The 16,688-nt window shown below is 59.2% G+C and carries 21 protein-coding genes; 8 read left to right on the top strand and 13 right to left on the bottom strand.

Annotation, left to right across the window (positions count from 1 at the left end):
- Positions 1 to 24: 24 nt before the first annotated feature.
- The 7 genes from HU754_RS10245 to HU754_RS10215 form a co-directional block, all read right to left on the bottom strand.
- The gene (locus HU754_RS10245) at positions 25 to 372 is read right to left on the bottom strand and encodes a ribonuclease E inhibitor RraB (protein WP_093441760.1); all 348 of its coding nucleotides are present in this window, start codon (positions 370 to 372) and stop codon (positions 25 to 27) included.
- A 208-nt stretch (positions 373 to 580) separates the two neighbouring features.
- Positions 581 to 814, bottom strand: a complete 234-nt coding sequence (locus tag HU754_RS10240; protein WP_123449605.1) for a hypothetical protein — start codon at positions 812 to 814, stop codon at positions 581 to 583.
- A gap of 237 nt (positions 815 to 1,051) precedes the next feature.
- Positions 1,052 to 1,927: a polyamine aminopropyltransferase gene (gene speE, locus HU754_RS10235; RefSeq protein WP_186624375.1), complete on the bottom strand. Its 876-nt coding sequence runs from the start codon at positions 1,925 to 1,927 to the stop codon at positions 1,052 to 1,054.
- A gap of 240 nt (positions 1,928 to 2,167) precedes the next feature.
- Positions 2,168 to 2,359, bottom strand: coding sequence for a PLDc N-terminal domain-containing protein (locus tag HU754_RS10230; RefSeq protein WP_007914053.1), 192 nt, complete (start codon positions 2,357 to 2,359; stop codon positions 2,168 to 2,170).
- 77 nt (positions 2,360 to 2,436) lie between these two features.
- Entirely contained in the window at positions 2,437 to 2,967 is a 531-nt protein-coding gene (locus tag HU754_RS10225; protein WP_186624376.1) for a hypothetical protein, read from the bottom strand.
- 165 nt (positions 2,968 to 3,132) lie between these two features.
- Positions 3,133 to 3,651, bottom strand: coding sequence for an ankyrin repeat domain-containing protein (locus tag HU754_RS10220; RefSeq protein ID WP_186624377.1), 519 nt, complete (start codon positions 3,649 to 3,651; stop codon positions 3,133 to 3,135).
- 97 nt (positions 3,652 to 3,748) lie between these two features.
- Positions 3,749 to 5,587, bottom strand: a complete 1,839-nt coding sequence (locus HU754_RS10215; RefSeq protein WP_186624378.1) for a long-chain-acyl-CoA synthetase — start codon at positions 5,585 to 5,587, stop codon at positions 3,749 to 3,751.
- Between the two features lie 390 nt (positions 5,588 to 5,977).
- Between HU754_RS10215 and HU754_RS10210 the strand changes: the two genes are divergently transcribed.
- Positions 5,978 to 6,256: a DUF3509 domain-containing protein gene (locus HU754_RS10210; RefSeq protein WP_008080936.1), complete on the top strand. Its 279-nt coding sequence runs from the start codon at positions 5,978 to 5,980 to the stop codon at positions 6,254 to 6,256.
- A 184-nt stretch (positions 6,257 to 6,440) separates the two neighbouring features.
- On the opposite strand, the gene mtnC is transcribed toward HU754_RS10210, so the two are convergent.
- The 5 genes from mtnC to aroC all read right to left on the bottom strand — a co-directional run bounded on the left by mtnC (position 6,441) and on the right by aroC (position 10,663).
- Positions 6,441 to 7,124: an acireductone synthase gene (mtnC, locus tag HU754_RS10205; RefSeq protein ID WP_186624379.1), complete on the bottom strand. Its 684-nt coding sequence runs from the start codon at positions 7,122 to 7,124 to the stop codon at positions 6,441 to 6,443.
- Positions 7,125 to 7,128: 4 nt separating this feature from the next.
- A complete protein-coding gene (locus tag HU754_RS10200; protein ID WP_039763876.1) occupies positions 7,129 to 7,674 on the bottom strand; it encodes a 1,2-dihydroxy-3-keto-5-methylthiopentene dioxygenase in 546 nt (181 codons plus the stop codon).
- A 94-nt stretch (positions 7,675 to 7,768) separates the two neighbouring features.
- Positions 7,769 to 8,395, bottom strand: a complete 627-nt coding sequence (locus HU754_RS10195; protein ID WP_186624380.1) for a methylthioribulose 1-phosphate dehydratase — start codon at positions 8,393 to 8,395, stop codon at positions 7,769 to 7,771.
- Positions 8,392 to 9,537, bottom strand: coding sequence for an MFS transporter (locus HU754_RS10190; protein WP_093441720.1), 1,146 nt, complete (start codon positions 9,535 to 9,537; stop codon positions 8,392 to 8,394). Before HU754_RS10190 ends, HU754_RS10195 begins: the two co-directional genes overlap by 4 nt.
- A gap of 34 nt (positions 9,538 to 9,571) precedes the next feature.
- Positions 9,572 to 10,663: a chorismate synthase gene (gene aroC, locus HU754_RS10185; protein ID WP_099758435.1), complete on the bottom strand. Its 1,092-nt coding sequence runs from the start codon at positions 10,661 to 10,663 to the stop codon at positions 9,572 to 9,574.
- Positions 10,664 to 10,793: 130 nt separating this feature from the next.
- Between aroC and HU754_RS10180 the strand changes: the two genes are divergently transcribed.
- Both HU754_RS10180 and HU754_RS10175 read left to right on the top strand, forming a co-directional pair.
- Complete coding sequence (locus HU754_RS10180) at positions 10,794 to 11,747, top strand: alpha/beta hydrolase (RefSeq protein ID WP_186624381.1); 954 nt, start codon at positions 10,794 to 10,796, stop codon at positions 11,745 to 11,747.
- Between the two features lie 99 nt (positions 11,748 to 11,846).
- Positions 11,847 to 12,638 (top strand): hypothetical protein, encoded by a 792-nt coding sequence (locus HU754_RS10175; RefSeq protein ID WP_093441710.1) that lies wholly within the window; start codon positions 11,847 to 11,849, stop codon positions 12,636 to 12,638.
- Positions 12,639 to 12,738: 100 nt separating this feature from the next.
- On the opposite strand, the gene prmB is transcribed toward HU754_RS10175, so the two are convergent.
- Positions 12,739 to 13,647, bottom strand: a complete 909-nt coding sequence (gene prmB / locus HU754_RS10170; protein ID WP_186624382.1) for a 50S ribosomal protein L3 N(5)-glutamine methyltransferase — start codon at positions 13,645 to 13,647, stop codon at positions 12,739 to 12,741.
- A gap of 239 nt (positions 13,648 to 13,886) precedes the next feature.
- On the opposite strand from prmB, the gene HU754_RS10165 reads away from it, so the two are divergent.
- From HU754_RS10165 to HU754_RS10145, 5 genes are all read left to right on the top strand, one after another.
- Positions 13,887 to 14,477, top strand: coding sequence for a cysteine hydrolase family protein (locus HU754_RS10165; protein ID WP_007914026.1), 591 nt, complete (start codon positions 13,887 to 13,889; stop codon positions 14,475 to 14,477).
- Between the two features lie 130 nt (positions 14,478 to 14,607).
- Complete coding sequence (locus tag HU754_RS10160; protein ID WP_007914024.1) at positions 14,608 to 14,928, top strand: hypothetical protein; 321 nt, start codon at positions 14,608 to 14,610, stop codon at positions 14,926 to 14,928.
- A 74-nt stretch (positions 14,929 to 15,002) separates the two neighbouring features.
- Positions 15,003 to 15,560, top strand: a complete 558-nt coding sequence (locus HU754_RS10155) for a Smr/MutS family protein (protein ID WP_186624383.1) — start codon at positions 15,003 to 15,005, stop codon at positions 15,558 to 15,560.
- Between the two features lie 77 nt (positions 15,561 to 15,637).
- On the top strand, positions 15,638 to 16,183 hold the full coding sequence (gene folE, locus HU754_RS10150; RefSeq protein WP_003442011.1) for a GTP cyclohydrolase I FolE: 546 nt from the start codon (positions 15,638 to 15,640) through the stop codon (positions 16,181 to 16,183).
- A gap of 104 nt (positions 16,184 to 16,287) precedes the next feature.
- Entirely contained in the window at positions 16,288 to 16,659 is a 372-nt protein-coding gene (locus tag HU754_RS10145; protein WP_093441696.1) for a glutathione S-transferase N-terminal domain-containing protein, read from the top strand.
- The last annotated feature ends 29 nt before the right edge of the window (positions 16,660 to 16,688 follow it).

Genomic DNA, 16,688 nt, shown 5'->3' with positions numbered 1-16,688 from the left:
TTGCTCAACAAATGAAACCAGAGATCAGTTCAAACGATGGCGGTTGCGCACCTCCTGCTTCACGCCCCAGCCTTCGATGATGCCGCCCAGCGGCTCGACCACGGCAGAGAATCCCTGCTCGAAGTCGCCGATATCGTCATATGTCGCGTACATCACTTTGCTCAATTCCAGCGCCCACGCACCGTCATCACGCAGACTGACCTGGGCATTGATGGATTCACCGCGAAATTTGCCTGCCGCCCTGCGCGCCCGCTCCTCGTCCGGGAAAATCGCGTAGAACTCGATGGGATGGAATCGGGAAAAATCGAAACCGCCTTCTTTCATGCGGCGCAGAACATTGCTGCTGATGTCTTCTTGATAGGCTGTGCTCATGAATCGTCCCCCTCGCATAGATGGATAGACTTTCCGTATTCCCGCCCCGGGCCTTTGGCCAAAGTACGACGGCAACGTGGTTGCACGCGGGAACAAGCATGTAGCTGACAAGACCAGACCTTAGCGATCCGTTCGCTGATCTCGCTTGCAGAGTAGCCCCAAGATAGAGCTGCTGCCAAGGCCTGGTTTCAAGAGATGACAGGAACTGTCAGACGGGTGTGATGCTGCGGATTTCGATGCCATTCTGGGTTTTGAGGTTTTTCACCCCAGCATCGGCGGTGCGCCCTTCCAGATCATTCAGATCCAGCTTGGCGGCGACCGGAAGAAGCCGCTCCTTGATAAGCCGCGCTGCTTCATCATCGGACGGGCATTCCTCACGTTCGAAGACTTCATCAAGAATTTCACCGTGATCATCCACGAAAGTGACTTTCCACTTTTGCATCAGTGCCTCCTCGATCAAACCCGCAAATGGGCTTACATCTATCTCGACTTTAGACGCAGAGGGTTGGTTCAAAAGGATTACAGCGGGGGAAGATGAAAAAAACGACATCTATCGTGTGGAGCAAACAAATGTGGGAGCGAGCCTGCTCGCGAAGGGGCCTGTCCAGTCGACATATTCTTTGACTGACCTGACGCCTTCGCGAGCAAGCTTGCTCCCACAGGGATATTGCAGTGTTCTTTAATCGTTGCCTGGCTTGTTGATCGCCTGCAGCACGTATTGCGGCAAGGCGAACGCGCCGATATGGATTTCAGGGTTGTAGTAGCGGGTGACGATGCCGCTGCCGATGAAGCGCTGTTGCAGGGTTTCACGGCTCAGTTTGCGGTACGCCGGATTGGTCGAGCCCCAGGCGAAAGTCATCGAGCCGCCGATGTAGGTCGGCACGGCGGCCTGATAGAAGTGCCAGTCCGGGAACAGGCTGCTCAGGCGACCGGCAGTGGTTTTCACTTCGTCAATCTGCATGAACGGTGTGCCGTTCTGGGTCACGAGGATGCCGCCCTCGTTCAGGCAGCGATGGCAGGCCTGATAGAAGTTCTCCGAGAACAGCACTTCGCCCGGGCCGATCGGGTCGGTGGAATCGGAGATGATCACGTCGAATTTTTCCGTGGTGGTGGCGACGAAACGCATGCCGTCGTCAATCACCAGGTTCAGGCGCGGATCGTTGTAGGCGCCGCTGGAGTGGTTCGGCAGGAACTCTTTGCACATATCGACCACGGTGCCGTCGATCTCGACCATGGTGATGTGCTCGACACTGGCGTGCTTGCTCACTTCACGGAGCATGCCGCCGTCACCGCCACCAATGATCAGCACGCGCTTGGCGCTGCCGTGGGCAAGGATTGGCACGTGGGTGAGCATTTCGTGGTAGATGAATTCGTCGGCTTCAGTGGTCTGGATCACGCCGTCCAGCGCCATGACCCGGCCCATTCGCCGGTTCTGGAAAATCACCAGGTGCTGGTGTTCGGTGCGCACTTCGTGCAGCAGTTTTTCCATGCGAAAGCGCTGGCCGTAACCTTCGTAGAGGGTTTCCAGGTACTCGCTGGTTTTGGTGACGGTCATGGTCAAGTGCTCCGATGAATGCGCGGGCGCCAATCGTGGGGGCGATTGCCCGGGAAAGGCGCGCATTCTACGTTGCCGAAGATGACAGGTAGAACCTCCCTTCATCAGCAAATCGCAATCCCTTGTAGCAGTGAGCCTGCTCGCGATAGCGGTTTTTCAGTCACTGACTCATTGACTGGAGGATAGCTATCGCGAGCAGGCTCACTCCTACAGGGTATTGCGGTGTTCTCGGGATCAGCGTCAGATCCGCACGTTGCCCCGCGGTCCGGCAATCGCCCAGATGATCAGGCCCAGCACTGGCAGGAGGATGATCAGCAGCACCCAGACGATTTTCATCCCGGTGGTGGCGCCGCTTTTCAGCACATTGATGATGGCCCAGATGTCGAGGGCGAGGATGATCAGACCGATCAGACCGTTGAACGTGGAACCCATGGTGTCGCTCCAGAATAGTGGCATGCACTTTTAGGATAGACGGTCGCGCGCAGGGTTCCCTTTTATTGCTATCTCGCTCAGACGTGCACAGCGATCTTCAGCGCTTCGAGCGATGGCGCAGCGGCGATACCGACTTCGGCGCACAGCTCCAGCACCCGTGGCACGTCGTTGCCGTAGACCAGCACCACCTGCAGTTCGTCGTCGAGCAACTGGCTGAAGTTCATCAGTGTGTAACCGCCGTTTTCCTTGTTCATGCTGCTCATCTGCACCTGGATGCGATTGAGCGCGGTCAGCGCTTCGGTCTTGGCCAGTTGCTTGGGCTTGAGGTTGAAATCCACGCCCGGGCCAAACGAGGCGACGATCTGCGCAAACAGGTCAACGTAGGTGTCGGCCTGGAACAGCACGGTTTCCGGCAGGCTGCCGACCACGACCCATTCGCCCAACGCAATCGGGAATGTGTCGTCGTAGTTGATGTCCGGGTTGGCTGCCAGAAAGGCACCCGCATCGGCGTAAGCTTGCGCGGCTTCGTCAGCCACTTTCAGGATCTCGTCCTCGCCCATGCAGCCGGAGCTGATTTTGCTGATGAGTTCGACGAGTGCGGCTTTCATGAGGGCGGATCCTGTGGCGAAGGTGAATTTCGAGGGCGCGGAGGATAGCGCACAAAGCAAAAGATCGCAGCCTCGGCAGCGCCTACGCTCAGCGCTCATCCACGGAATGGCAGGCCAACGCGTTCAATGGAGGAGCTGGCGCAGGCTGCGATCTTTTGACGCCCGTCAGGCCAGCAGTTTTTCCAACTGAGCGGTGGTATCAACCGCCCCCATCGTGCGGGCCGCATCCAGCGCCGTCACGCCATTGGCGTCCTTGGCTTGCGCATTGGCCCCCTTGCTGATCAGGTAATCAACGATTTCAACGCGGTTGAACATCGCCGCCATCATCAGCGCCGTACGACCATCAAACGACGAGCCTTCAATCTCTGCGCCCGCTTCGACCAGCGCCTTGATCACCGGCAGATCGCCTTTGAACGCGGCGCCGGCAATCGGGCTCTGGCCGTTGCCATTGCGCATTTCCGGGTCGGCCTTGTGTTTAAGCAACACCTGCACCGCATCCAGATGGCCGTAATAGCTGGCCAACATCAACAACGTGTCACCCTTGCTGTTCTTCAGGTTGACTGGCAAACCGGCCGTGACCAGGCGATCAAGCATCTCGGCATCACCGTCGCGCGCCTTGTTGAAAACCTGCTCGGTGAATTCGGCAGCTTCTTCAGGGGTCATCTGGCGGCTTTGGTCGGACATGGGGCAACTCCACTTTCGGTCAATCGGAAAGCCGACAGTTTCCCGAGCGAGGCGCTGGCTGTCACCCCCTTTTTCTCAAGTCGAGCCATAGCCAGATTCAATAACGATGCTTGCCCTGATGAATTTCTGCCAACACTTCATCGGTGACCCGAACGTAAGTCTGCGTGCCGGGCAGCCATGCGAAGATCGGGTCATCCCCCGTCTGGCCGGGGTCGAAGCCTTCGTTCTTGAGTCGGGTTTTCTGGTATTTGAAGGTGCCGGTGGTCTCCATCTTGACCTTCACTCGCAGGAACAATGGCACGGCATAGGCTGGCATGCGCTCCCGGGCAAAAGTCAGCAACTCGGCGAAATCCAGCGTCGCAAGGGATTCCGCTGGCGTGATCGCCGCCATACCGGCGCGGCCGTTGGTATTGCAGATCTCCACGCCATAAGCCACCGCCTCGGAAATCTGCGGGTGTTGCAGCAGAAGATTTTCGACTTCGGTGGTCGAGACGTTTTCGCCCTTCCAGCGATAGGTGTCGCCGAGGCGATCGACAAATTGAGCGTGGCCGAAGCCGATGTTGCGCAGCAGGTCGCCGGTGTTGAAAAAACGATCGCCTTTGCTAAACACGTCCTGCAACACGACCTTGGCGGTTTTCTGTGGATCGGTGTAGCCGTCCAGTGGGGCTTTTTCGTCGATCCGCGCCAACAGTAGACCCTGCTCGCCTTTGCCGACCTTGCGCATGAATCCGTCAGGACTGCGGATTGGCTCGCCGCTGTGATGGTCGTAGGCGACCAATTCCCAGGCCATCAGGGAGAAACCGATGGTGTTGTCGAAGTTGAGAATGTTGGTGAATCCGATGTTGCCGTCGCTCGCCGCGTACAGCTCACAGATGTGCTCGACGGCGAAACGTGTCTTGAACTCGGCCCAGGCGCCGGGGCGCAAGCCGTTGCCAATCATCTTGCGCACATCGTGACGGCTGTCATCGGCACTGGCCGGTTGATCGACCAGATAACGGCACAACTCGCCGACATAACCGAGGGTGGTCGCGCGATAGCGGCGCACATCGTTCCAGAATTGACTGGCGCTGAACTTGCGGCGGATCGCGAAACCCGAAGCACCGTTGACCGCAGAACCCCAGCACACGCAGAGACCGGTGGCGTGGTACAGCGGCAAGGTGCAATACACGACGTCGTCGGGGCTCATATTGAGAGCGATCATGCCGAAACTGGCGGAGCTGCGCATCCAGCGCCCATGCTTGAACACCCCGGCCTTGGGCAGGCCGGTGGTGCCGGAGGTATAAATGTAGAAACACGGATCGTCAAAGAAGATCTGCTGGCTGCTCGGCGGATTCTCGCTGGAGGCGTCGGCACTGGCGCTGATCAGATTGACGTACCCGTCGGGCGCAATGCCCGGATGGCTGTATGTGTCCTGATCGGCGACAAACCAGGTGCGCGGTGCAGTGATCGCTACTTGATCGCGAATCGCCGCATACGCTGCAAGCAGTTCTTCGCCCACAATGATCGCCACCGGCGCCACCAGATTCACGCTGTGGACAAGGGTGTCACGCGTCTGCGAGGTGTTGAGCAGCGCGCTGACCGCACCGACCTTGGCCAGCGCCAGAATGGTCACCAGCAGTTCCGGGCGGTTTTCGATGAACACTGCGACCACGTCGCCCTTGCCGATACCCTGCCCGTTCAGATAGTGAGCGATGCGGTTGGCCCACTGGTTGACCTGCGCATAGGTCAGCCGCACATCGCCGTGCAATAGCGCCGGCCCCTCGGGATTGCGCAGCGTCGCTTGCTCGAATGTCCAGCCAAGGCCACAGCTTTGGGTCGGATCCGTGACGTTGGCCACCTTCATGCCCTTGACCACCCGCGGGATGGCTTTGGCAATCATCGGCAGTTTGCGGAGCATCATGCCCCAGGTAATCGTGTCGCTTGGCGCGTGACTCATGGAAGCTCCCCGTTCAACCTTGACGTGCAGGTCGATGTTTTTATTTTTCGGGCTTTGACTTGAACCAACCGGCGCATTCGAGCACGGGTCGAGGTCGAAAATACGTCAGCGCTTCTCGGGCTGTACACGCGGTTTTTGCAATGTTTTGTATCCGCTGCTCTTTAGCGAGCGCAGCGGATCTGCGGATCTGCGATTGGTTCCATCGAATCGATATCGATCCCGCAAAATGCAGGATGCACGATGGCCATTCATGCAGTTTGCACGACCACCTGAATTTTCATTATTTTTAAATCATTGATTTATAACGATTTATTTATTTTCAAATGCTGGCACAATCGCTGCAACCTCCTCTGCATGCTTGCCATTCAAGTGCATACGGAGCTGAAAGACATGAGCCTGATCCAAGAAAAATTTACCTCCCTGTTCTCCAACTTCGACGTCACCACTGCGCCACGTCCCGATGGCGGGATCCTGCTGACCCTGCGCAGCAGCGACGGTAAAGTGTTCAAACGCGCACTGACTTATCAACAACTGCATGCCGGCGACCAACTGTCGTGGGCGATCAGTGCAATTCGTCGTGACCTGGCAGAACAAGCCAGTGAGTTGCCGCAAATTGCCATGCTGCAGAGCCAGCAGCGTTTTGCTCTGCCGACATATCACTCGCTGTAACTTTTCAAACGCATTAAACAAAACAGGCCGTGGAGCTTCCGCTTCACGGCCTGTTTTTTTATGCCTGACGCCAATTCCTGTGGGAGCGAGCCTGCTCGCGAAGGCTATGTGTCAGCCACTGAATAGGTTGGCTGAACGGACTCTTTCGCGAGCAGGCTCGCTCCCACATTGGGTTTTGGTGTGGTTAGAAGGCTTCGGGTTCGATGCCGGTGAAAGTTTCGACGGTGATGTGGCTGCCCAACTCCCCGCCTTCGCGGGCCAGGCCGCAGGTTTGCAGGCCAGCCTCTTGCGCGGCGTCGAGTTCTTCAACAACGTCCGAGAGAAACAGGATCTCCCCCGCTTCAACACCGATGGCTTGCTGGATATTGGTGTACGACCGCGCCTCGCGCTTGGGCCCTGAAGTCGTGTCGAAATAACCGCTGAACAACGGCGTCAGATCCCCCGCCTCCGAGCAGCCGAAAATCAGTTTCTGCGCCTGAATCGATCCCGACGAGTACACAAACAGTTGATAACCGGCAGCATGCCAGCGCTGCAGTGCTTCAACGGCATCCGGGTAAACATGCCCCTTCAACTGCCCGGCGTGATAACCCTGCGCCCAGACCATGCCTTGCAAGGCCTTGAGCGGCGTGGCTTTGCGATCTTCCTCAATCCAGCTCAAGAGAATCTCGACAACCCGCTCAACATCAGCCTGCGGCGCATTGCTGTCACGGCGCACAGCTTCGAGTTGTTCGGCCACATCGGCGCGTTCGGCGTTCTGCCGCACGAAATCCGGTAAATGTTTGGCCGCGTACGGAAACAGCACGTCAAACACGAAACTTACCGCGCTAGTGGTGCCTTCGATGTCAGTGACGATGGCTTTGATCGACATCGAATCAGTCCTCCAGACGCGGGAAGCGGCCGGCGATGTCTTCGCCGGTGAAATTGGCAACCCAGCCTTCCGGGTTGTTGAAAAGGCGAATCGCGACAAAGTGCGGATGCTCGCCCATGTCGAACCAGTGCTTGGTGCCGGCCGGTACCGAGATCAGGTCGTTCTTCTCACAAAGCACGGCATAAACGTAATCGTCGATGTGCAGGGTAAACAACCCACGGCCGGCGACGAAAAATCTGACTTCGTCTTCGCCATGGCGATGCTCTTCGAGAAACTTGGCGCGCAGCTCGGCTTTTTGCGGGTGATCGCTGTTCAGGCTGATGACGTCGACAGTGATGTAACCGCGCTCGGTCATCAGCTTATCGATCTGCTCTTTATAAGCACTGATCACCTCTTCCTGGGTGGCGCCGGGCTGGATTTTCGCGGCGGCTTGCCAGCGGTCGAAGCGCACGCCCTGCTCGGCCAGGGTCGAGGCGATGTCTTCAAAGTGGGTCAGCACCTTGTTCGGAATCTCAGGGCTTGAGACGTGATAGACGGACAGGCTGCTCATTGGGGCAATTCCTCGGTATCGGCCTTGCCGTCCGGTTCTTGCAGACCGGTCGGGCACAGCATTTCATCAGGCAAATGGGCTACTTCTGGTGAAGTCAGCCTTGGCGGTTCATGACGCTGCGGGTTTTCAACTCGCATTCAAACAGAAATTCAAAGGCCTCGATCTGCCGCAGCGCGTCGCTCATCTGCGCGCCCCAGGTGTAGAGGCCGTGGCCGCGAATCAGGTAACCGACACAATCAGGATGGGCGTCGAGCCAAGGCTGCACCTTGGCGGCGAGGCGCGCAATGTCCTGATCGTTGTCGAAAATCGGCACGCGCACCCGCGATTCATGGGTCGAGATGCCGCTGAAGGCTTTTTGCAACTCGTAGTCTTCGAACTCGATAAAGTCCTGCGGAGTCAGGCGCGACAGCACCGTGGCGTTGACCGAATGGGTGTGCAGCACTGCGCCGATCTCCGGCCGCCAGCTATACAGTTGGGTGTGCAGCAGGGTTTCGGCGGACGGCTTTTTGCCCGGCTCCAGGCTAGTGCCGGAGAGGTCGGTGGCGAGCACATCGTCCACACTCAACTGGCCCTTGTGCTTGCCCGACACGGTCAGCAGCGCTTCGCTTGGCGACAGGCGCGCCGAATAGTTGCTGCTGGTGGCCGGCGACCAGCCGCGACCATAAAGAAAGCGCCCGGCATCGACGATTTGCTGGGCGAGTTGTTCACGCGTAAGGCTCATGGCCGGTCCTCTTGCATACGTGTGGCAATGATAACGGCAGCAGCGAGCGCCGCGAGACTGGCAATACTAAAGGTCAATGTCGCGCCGAGGGCATTCCAGCTGTAGCCGGAATACAACGCGCCCATGGCGCCGCCGGTGCCGGCCAGTGCGGCGTACAACGCCTGGCCCTGCCCTTGCTGGCGCGCGCCGAAGCTACGTTGCACGAAAGCGATGGCAGCGGCGTGAAAACTGCCGAAGGTCGCCGCGTGAAGCACCTGCGCAAACAACAGCACCCACAGGAACTCGGCGAACGAACCTAGTAACAACCAGCGCAGCGCCGCCAGCAGAAAACTTGCCATCAGCACCCGGCGCAGGGAAAACCGCGCGAGAATCCGGCTCATTGCCATGAACATCAGCACTTCGGCAACGACACCCACGGCCCACAGCATGCCGATGGTGCCGCGGGTGTAGCCGAGACGCTCAAGGTGCAGGGTCAGAAAGGTGTAATACGGGCCGTGGCTCATTTGCATCAGCGCGACGCAGCCGTAAAACGCCAGCACGCCGGGATTGCGCAGTTGTGTGAGAAAGCCCTCACCGCTCGGCCGATTGCCTTGCGGCGGCTGCGCGTTCGGCACCCACAGACTGCTAAGGACGATGCCGGCCATGATCAACACCAGCGCCGCCGGGTAGATGTCGAGGCTGAGCCATTCGAACAATCGGCCGAGTGCAACCACGGTGATGATGAAACCGATCGAGCCCCATAAGCGGATTTGGCTGTAGCGCGAGGTCTGCCCCTGCAAATGCGCCAGGGTGATGACTTCGAACTGCGGCAGCACCGCGTGCCAGAAGAACGCGTGCAAGGCCATGACCATCGCCAACCAGGCGTAGGTCTTGCTGACGAAGATCAGTGAAAACGTCAACAGCGTACACACCGCGCCGAAACGCACGATAGCCAGGCGTTTGCCGGTGTAATCACCGAGCCAGCCCCAGATGTTCGGCGCCACACAGCGCATCAGCATCGGGATCGCGACCAGCTCACCGATCCGCGCAGGACTGAAGCCGAGGTGGTCGAAGTACAGCGCCAGAAACGGCGCTGTCGACCCGAGCAAGGCGAAATAGAACAGATAGAAACTGGACAGCCGCCAGTAAGGGAGCGCCGCCACGCCGGTTATGCCGCGACGGCTTTAAGGCCTGCCATCAAAGCTGGCCCAGCACCGGCGTGCTCACGCGCACATCGGCATTCTGGCCACGGTGACGCAGCAAGTGATCCATCAGCACAATGGCCATCATCGCTTCGGCAATCGGCGTGGCACGGATGCCGACGCACGGATCGTGACGGCCCTTGGTGATCACATCGACCGGATTGCCGTGGATGTCGATCGAACGGCCCGGGGTGGTGATGCTCGACGTCGGCTTCAAGGCCAGATGCGCAACGATCGGCTGACCGGACGAAATACCACCGAGGATGCCGCCCGCGTTGTTGCTGAGGAAACCTTCCGGGGTCATTTCATCGCGGTGTTCGGTGCCGCGCTGGGCGACCGAGGCAAAACCGGCACCGATTTCCACGCCTTTGACTGCGTTGATGCTCATCAGCGCATGCGCCAGCTCAGCGTCGAGACGGTCGAAAATCGGCTCGCCCAGACCCGGCATCACGCCTTCGGCAACGACGGTGATCTTCGCCCCGACCGAGTCCTGATCGCGGCGCAATTGATCCATGTAGGCTTCCAGCTCCGGGACTTTGTCCGGATCGGGGCTGAAGAAAGCGTTGTCTTCCACCGAATCCCAGGTCTTGAACGGGATTTCGATCGGGCCGAGCTGGCTCATGTAGCCACGAATGACAATGCCTTGGGTGGCCAGGTATTTCTTCGCGATCGCACCGGCCGCTACGCGCATTGCGGTCTCGCGCGCCGAGCTGCGACCACCGCCACGGTAGTCGCGCTCACCGTATTTGTGGTGGTAGGTGTAGTCGGCGTGGGCCGGGCGGAACAGATCCTTGATCGCCGAGTAGTCCTTGGACTTCTGGTCGGTGTTGCGGATCAGCAGGCCGATCGAGCAACCGGTGGTGCGCCCTTCGAATACGCCAGAGAGGATTTCGACTTCGTCGGCTTCCTGACGCTGGGTGGTGTGGCGGCTGGTGCCTGGCTTGCGGCGATCGAGGTCGCGCTGCAGGTCTTCGAGGGAGATCTCCAGGCCCGGCGGGCAGCCGTCGACAATGGCGACCAACGCCGGACCATGGCTTTCGCCAGCGGTGGTGACAGTGAACAACTTGCCGTAGGTATTGCCGGACATGCAGGACGCTCCGTGAAATCAAACCCAAATTCGTGATGCGCGCCAGTATACGCAGGCTAACCGAGTAGTTCATCCTCGAACCTTAGTGGTGCTGGCGAGTCCAACCGGCACCTTGGCGAATGATGGCGTGATGATGCTGCGAGTTTTGATCTTGAGTCTTACCCTCTTTACGGGCTTTGCCCAAGCGACGGTCCTACAACGCCCGGTCACTCTGGATACCGGCACCGGCGAACTTTTCGGTTCGCTGCTGCTGCCAAAGTCCGACAATCCGGTGCCGGTTGTCCTGATTATTTCTGGCTCCGGTCCTACGGATCGCGACGGAAACAACCCCGACGGCGGGCGCAACGACAGCCTCAAGCGCCTGGCGTGGGTGCTGGCCAAACACAACATTGCCAGTGTGCGTTACGACAAACGCGGTGTTGCGGCGAGTCTGGCGGCAACGCCGGATGAGCGCAATTTATCGGTGGAGGCCTATGCGGCGGACGCGGTGGCATGGGGGCAGAAGCTCAAGGCCGATCCGCGTTTCGGCAGATTGATCCTGCTCGGCCACAGTGAAGGCGCGCTGATTGCCAGCCTCGCCGCGCCGAAAGTGGATGCCGCTGCGGTGATCTCCCTGTCCGGCAGCGCCCGCCCGGTCGATCAGGTGATCCGCGAGCAACTGGCCCGCAGCCTCCCACCTCCGCTGATGCTACGCAGCAATGAACTGCTCGACAGCCTCAAGGCCGGCCACACTGACGACAATGTGCCGCAACCGTTGCAGGTGATTTTCCGCCCGAGCGTGCAGCCGTATTTGATTTCGCTGTTCCGTCAGGATCCCGCGAAAGCCTTCGCGCAATTGAAGATGCCGGCGCTGATCGTCCAGGGCAGCAACGACATGCAGGTCGGCGTTGGCGATGCGCGGGCGCTGAAAGCTGCCAAACCCGACGCCGAACTGGCGGTGATCGACGGCATGAACCACGTCATGCGCATCGTCCATAACGATATGAAGCGGCAATTGGCTTCGTACAAGGATCCGAATTTGCCACTGGCGGCGGAACTTGGCGCGAAGATCATCGAGTTTATTGACGGACTTCGCACCCGTTAACGGTTGTTTGCCCTCTAGTCCTGCAAAAAACGGCCGATAAGCCTTTGTCGCCAGCGCAACGGCTGGCGACAAGCAGGGCTTGGACAGGATCTCGCCGTTATGACTGATACCCCGACTTCACCCGACACCACCGCTGAAAAAGACGCACCGCCAGCGGTCGAGCTGCCGTGGGCGGATGTCCACGTCGAGCACCACAAGATGCTCCGCCTGGCCCCGCTGCAGACTGACCGCAACACTGGCGGCCGCCCCTTGCGCTTCGTCGAATTCGGCTATGCCGAACGCAACAGCAAAGAAAAAAGCCTGATGCGCATGACGATCAAGCTGCCCGGCCAGCGTGTGCGCAAAGAGCAGAATCAGCTGGACGTGTGGGTTGATCACACGACCAAACGTGTGCACTTCGGCCCCGACAGTGGCTTGCAGATCGAACCAATGAACCGTGGCATCGGCCGTTACATGGCCGCGCAAGGCATCAATTGGGCGAAAAAGCGCTGGCCGACCTACACCGTTGACGGCATGGACTTGAACAACAAGGACGCGCTGAACGAAGACACCCGCCTGCGTCGCGATCATTTCCTGCGGGTGCATGGTTTTGATGTGGTGTACGCCGATGCCCAGCACTTGAAGGGCAGCGTCAAGGATGTGTTGGTCGGCGATTTGCTCGGCGACTGGAACAGCGAGAAGCTGCAGATCGTCGAGATTCTTGAAGCGGCGCAGATGCTTCAGCAGGCCGAACAGAATCTGGCCGAGCAGGAAGTGAAGCTGAAGAAACAGGAAGAGAAGGTCAGCAAGTTCAAGCGTGAAGACGCCGGGCTGCGTTTCACCATCACCTGTCTGGTGGCGTTTGCGGTGTTTCAGGCGGGGTTGTTGATCTGGATTGCCACGCATCGCTGATGGCTTGAGACCGCAGTGCGGCGATTCGCGAGCAGGCTCGCTCCCACAGGGAAATGCATTCCATAGGTGGGACCGAGCTTGCTTGCGAAGCTTTTAGGCTTTAGACGCGGGAAGCGAACAGCGCCTGATGATCGCGGCACTGCTCCGCCGTCAGCATGAACACACCATGCCCGCCGCGCTCGAATTCGAGCCAGGCGAAATCGACTTCCGGGTACAGCGCGTCAACGTGCACCTGACTGTTGCCCACTTCAACGATCAGCAAGCCCTTCTCGGTCAGGTGATCCGCCGCTTCAGCGAGCATGCGTCGCACCAGGTTCAACCCATCATCACCGCAAGCCAGACCCAGCTCCGGTTCATGCTGATATTCGTCCGGCATGTCGGCGAAATCCTCCGCATCAACGTAAGGCGGGTTCGACACGATCAGGTCGAAACGCTGGCCCGGCAAGCCATCAAACCCATCGCCCTGCACGGTATAGACGCGCTCATCGACGCCATGGCGCTCGATGTTCTGGTTGGCCACTTCCAGCGCTTCGAACGACAGATCGGCCAGCACCACTTCGGCGTTCTGAAACTCGTAGCCGCAGGCGATACCGATGCAACCGGAACCGGTGCACAGGTCGAGAATCCGCGCAGGCTCGTTGCCGATCCACGGGGCGAAACGGTTTTCGATCAGTTCGCCAATCGGCGAGCGCGGGATCAACACGCGCTCATCGACGATGAACGACATGCCGCAGAACCATGCCTCACCCAACAGGTAAGCGGTGGGAATGCGTTCTTCGATACGGCGCTTGAGCAGGCGTTGCAGGTTAACCAACTCGTCGTCTTCCAGCGCGCAATCGAGGTAGCTGTCGGCGATTTCCCACGGCAGGTGCAACGCGCCGAGTACGAGTTGCCGGGCTTCGTCCCAGGCATTGTCGGTGCCATGGCCGAAAAACAGATCCTCCCCATGGAAGCGGCTGACGGCCCAACGGATATGGTCACGCAGGGTACGAAGGCGGGAAGTGATCACGGCGCAGAACTCCAGAAAAAACGACTGGCGATTCTAGCAGCCAAAACGCGCGACGACGACGCAGGAAAAACATCGCACCGACGGTAGGAGTTTTCTGTTTTTTGCATCGGCTATTGAACAGAACGTGTAACTTGACAAGGCTGCAGGCCAATAACGACGGTGCCTACGATGGTAGCGATTCACAGAACCGCTCAGCCAGAGGACAATGTCGCAAAAGCCCCACCCCAAGGAGCCCCAGAATGTCCGTTCCAAAAACGATGTTTCAACTCAGCGGTCGCGGTTACGCAGCGGCCACACTGAGCCATGCCACCGTGGTCATCATCGATGCCCAGAAAGAATATCTCAGTGGCCCGCTGGCCCTGAGCGGCATGGACGCGGCCGTCGCAAACATCAAGCAAGTGGTTGCCGCAGCCCGTGCAGCCGGTCGGCCGATCGTGCACGTGCGTCACCTCGGCACCGTCGGCGGCCTGTTCGACCCGCAGGGCGAACGCGGCGAATTCATCCCTGGCCTCGAGCCACAGGGCGATGAAACCATTATCGGCAAACTGCTGCCGAGCGCGTTCCACGGCACCGAGTTGCTGGACCGTTTGCAAAACCTTGGCTCACTGGACCTGATCGTCTGCGGTTTCATGAGCCACTCCAGTGTCAGCACCACCGTACGTGCGGCGAAGAATCTGGGTTTCCGCTGCACCCTGGTCGAAGACGCCTGCGCCACCCGCGACCTGCCGTTCAAGGGCCGCGTGCTCAGCGCCGCTGTGGTACAGGAAGCCGAAATGGCGATCATGGCGGACAACTTCGCCACCCTCGCGCTGACGCAAGACCTGATCTGATCGACCCTGATGAGCGGCTCACGGCGCCGCTCATCCGCAAAATCCTCTCATTTGCCGCAAATGCCATAGCCTCAGGAACAACCCGGTCAACTCCCGGTCGAAGGGCCGATACCCATTGAGGAAGGTCGGAATGAAGTTATCCGATGGATTTGACGCACGCCGCTTGCGGCCCAAAGGCCAAAGCAACTGGCGTTTTCGATTCGGCGCGGCGATTGCCGCCATTCTGGCGACGTTCGGTGTGCTGCTGGCGATGGCCGGGGCGGCCAGCCTGCTCGGGCGCCCACCAGCGCTCGGTGACTTGAATGCCACGCCAATGGGCTCGGCAATCATTCTGGCGGTCGGTTTGCTGTTTCTGTATTTTGGTGTCGCTTTGTGGCGTCGCTGCCGGCGTCGCGCCCGGCAATCGCGGGAACTGAACATGTCCCCGCACCTGATGAAAAAACACGACTGAATCACCGGCCTGGCTTTTTGCCGGGCCGTTTTGTTTCGACTTGGGTAAACTGGCCGCCCTTCGCGGAGGCTGACATGCAAGACGACGATTTTTCCCTGTTCAAAAGTGCGATCCAAGGCGTCAAGCCGATCAAGCACGACCGCGCCGACACCGGCAAACCCAAGGCTGACCGCGCACAGATCGCCAAGCTGCGCCAGTCCGCCACCGTGCGCACCGATGCCACCACCGTTGACGGTCTGTCCGACCAGTTCGTGATCGACGTCGGCCCGGAAGACGAGTTGATGTGGTCCCGTGACGGCGTGCAGGAAAGTCAGATACGCAAGCTCAAGGTCGGCCAGATCCCGTTCGAAGGCAGCCTCGACCTGCACGGCATGAGCGTGGAAAAGGCCCGCGAAACCCTCTGGGCCTTTCTTGCCGAAGCGACTAAATTCGAAATCCGCTGCGTCCGCGTCACCCACGGCAAGGCTGTGCGCCTGGACGGCAAGCGGCCAATGATCAAAAGCCACGTCAACACCTGGTTGCGCCAGCATGCCCAAGTGCTGGGCTTCTGCTCGTGCCAGGCCAAACACGGCGGGGCTGGTGCGGTTTACGTGATGCTCAAACGCACCATGATGGAAGGCCGCGACGAATAATCCCGTTACACCGAACTTGCAGGGTTGTGTCCGCCACCGTACCCTTGCCCTTTGCGAAAATCCCCACAGGTAGTTTCATGTCCCTGGAACAGAATTACACCGCGATTCTCGGCCAATTGGGCGAGGACGTGTCCCGCGAGGGCCTGCTCGACACGCCAAAGCGTGCCGCCAAAGCCATGCAGTACCTCTGCCGCGGTTATGAACAGACGCTCGAAGAGGTCACCAACGGTGCCCTGTTCAGCTCCGACAACAGCGAAATGGTGCTGGTCAAGGACATCGAGTTGTACTCGTTGTGCGAACACCACCTTCTGCCGTTCATCGGCAAGGCGCACGTCGCCTACATCCCGAGCGGCAAAGTGCTGGGCCTGTCGAAGGTCGCGCGGATCGTCGACATGTACGCCCGTCGCCTGCAGATCCAGGAAAACCTCAGCCGCCAGATCGCCGATGCAGTGATGCAAGTCACCGGCGCGCTGGGCGTAGCCGTGGTGATCGAGGCCAAGCACATGTGCATGATGATGCGCGGTGTCGAGAAGCAGAATTCGTCGATGATCACTTCGGTGATGCTCGGTGAGTTCCGCGAAAACGCAGCGACCCGCAGCGAATTCCTCAGCCTCATCAAGTAATTCGTTGCCCGAAGAAAACCGGCATTCATCGCCGGTTTTTTTTCGTCCGTGAAAAATCGGGTAAGCTGCGCGCCTTTCTCAATTTCCACCGTGAGGCTTTAAACGTGTTCGTCAAAGCGCTTCGTGTCGGCCTCGGCCAACTGGTTATCTTCATCGACTTCATCACCCGCCCGGGCAAGAAACAGCGTCCTGCCGAAACTCAGGCCCAGGTCAATGCCGCCGCGCAAGGCCTGACGCTGTATCAGTTCCATGCCTGCCCGTTCTGCGTGAAAACCCGCCGCACGCTGCGTCGCCTGAATGTGCCGGTGGCGCTGAAGGATGCGAAGAACAACGAGCAGGATCGTCAGACGCTGCTGGATCAGGGCGGCCGGATCAAGGTGCCTTGCCTGCGCATTGAAGAGAATGGCCAGACAACCTGGATGTATGAGTCCAAGGTGATTATTGATTATCTGGATAAGCGGTTTGCGGCGGTCTGATGATTATGTGGTGGGTTGATTGACGCTTT

This window comes from Pseudomonas zeae (genome assembly GCF_014268485.2).
Lineage (GTDB): Bacteria > Pseudomonadota > Gammaproteobacteria > Pseudomonadales > Pseudomonadaceae > Aquipseudomonas > Aquipseudomonas neuropathica.
Note: the sequence above shows the minus strand (reverse complement) of the source record. Positions and strands in the feature narration are given on the sequence as shown.

Coding starts and splice junctions, on each gene's coding strand:
- HU754_RS10230 (WP_007914053.1), bottom strand. CDS start 2,359: ATGGGTTCCACGTTCAACGGTCTGATCGGTCTGATCATCCTCGCCCTC.
- HU754_RS10195 (WP_186624380.1), bottom strand. CDS start 8,395: ATGAGCCTTACGCGTGAACAACTCGCCCAGCAAATCGTCGATGCCGGG.
- HU754_RS10240 (WP_123449605.1), bottom strand. CDS start 814: ATGCAAAAGTGGAAAGTCACTTTCGTGGATGATCACGGTGAAATTCTT.
- HU754_RS10155 (WP_186624383.1), top strand. CDS start 15,003: ATGCAAGACGACGATTTTTCCCTGTTCAAAAGTGCGATCCAAGGCGTC.
- HU754_RS10200 (WP_039763876.1), bottom strand. CDS start 7,674: ATGAGCAGCCTGTCCGTCTATCACGTCTCAAGCCCTGAGATTCCGAAC.
- HU754_RS10215 (WP_186624378.1), bottom strand. CDS start 5,587: ATGAGTCACGCGCCAAGCGACACGATTACCTGGGGCATGATGCTCCGC.
- HU754_RS10175 (WP_093441710.1), top strand. CDS start 11,847: ATGACTGATACCCCGACTTCACCCGACACCACCGCTGAAAAAGACGCA.
- mtnC (WP_186624379.1), bottom strand. CDS start 7,124: ATGTCGATCAAAGCCATCGTCACTGACATCGAAGGCACCACTAGCGCG.
- speE (WP_186624375.1), bottom strand. CDS start 1,927: ATGACCGTCACCAAAACCAGCGAGTACCTGGAAACCCTCTACGAAGGT.
- aroC (WP_099758435.1), bottom strand. CDS start 10,663: ATGTCCGGCAATACCTACGGCAAGTTGTTCACTGTCACCACCGCTGGC.
- HU754_RS10160 (WP_007914024.1), top strand. CDS start 14,608: ATGAAGTTATCCGATGGATTTGACGCACGCCGCTTGCGGCCCAAAGGC.
- HU754_RS10210 (WP_008080936.1), top strand. CDS start 5,978: ATGAGCCTGATCCAAGAAAAATTTACCTCCCTGTTCTCCAACTTCGAC.
- HU754_RS10245 (WP_093441760.1), bottom strand. CDS start 372: ATGAGCACAGCCTATCAAGAAGACATCAGCAGCAATGTTCTGCGCCGC.
- HU754_RS10225 (WP_186624376.1), bottom strand. CDS start 2,967: ATGAAAGCCGCACTCGTCGAACTCATCAGCAAAATCAGCTCCGGCTGC.
- HU754_RS10165 (WP_007914026.1), top strand. CDS start 13,887: ATGTCCGTTCCAAAAACGATGTTTCAACTCAGCGGTCGCGGTTACGCA.
- folE (WP_003442011.1), top strand. CDS start 15,638: ATGTCCCTGGAACAGAATTACACCGCGATTCTCGGCCAATTGGGCGAG.
- HU754_RS10180 (WP_186624381.1), top strand. CDS start 10,794: ATGATGCTGCGAGTTTTGATCTTGAGTCTTACCCTCTTTACGGGCTTT.
- HU754_RS10220 (WP_186624377.1), bottom strand. CDS start 3,651: ATGTCCGACCAAAGCCGCCAGATGACCCCTGAAGAAGCTGCCGAATTC.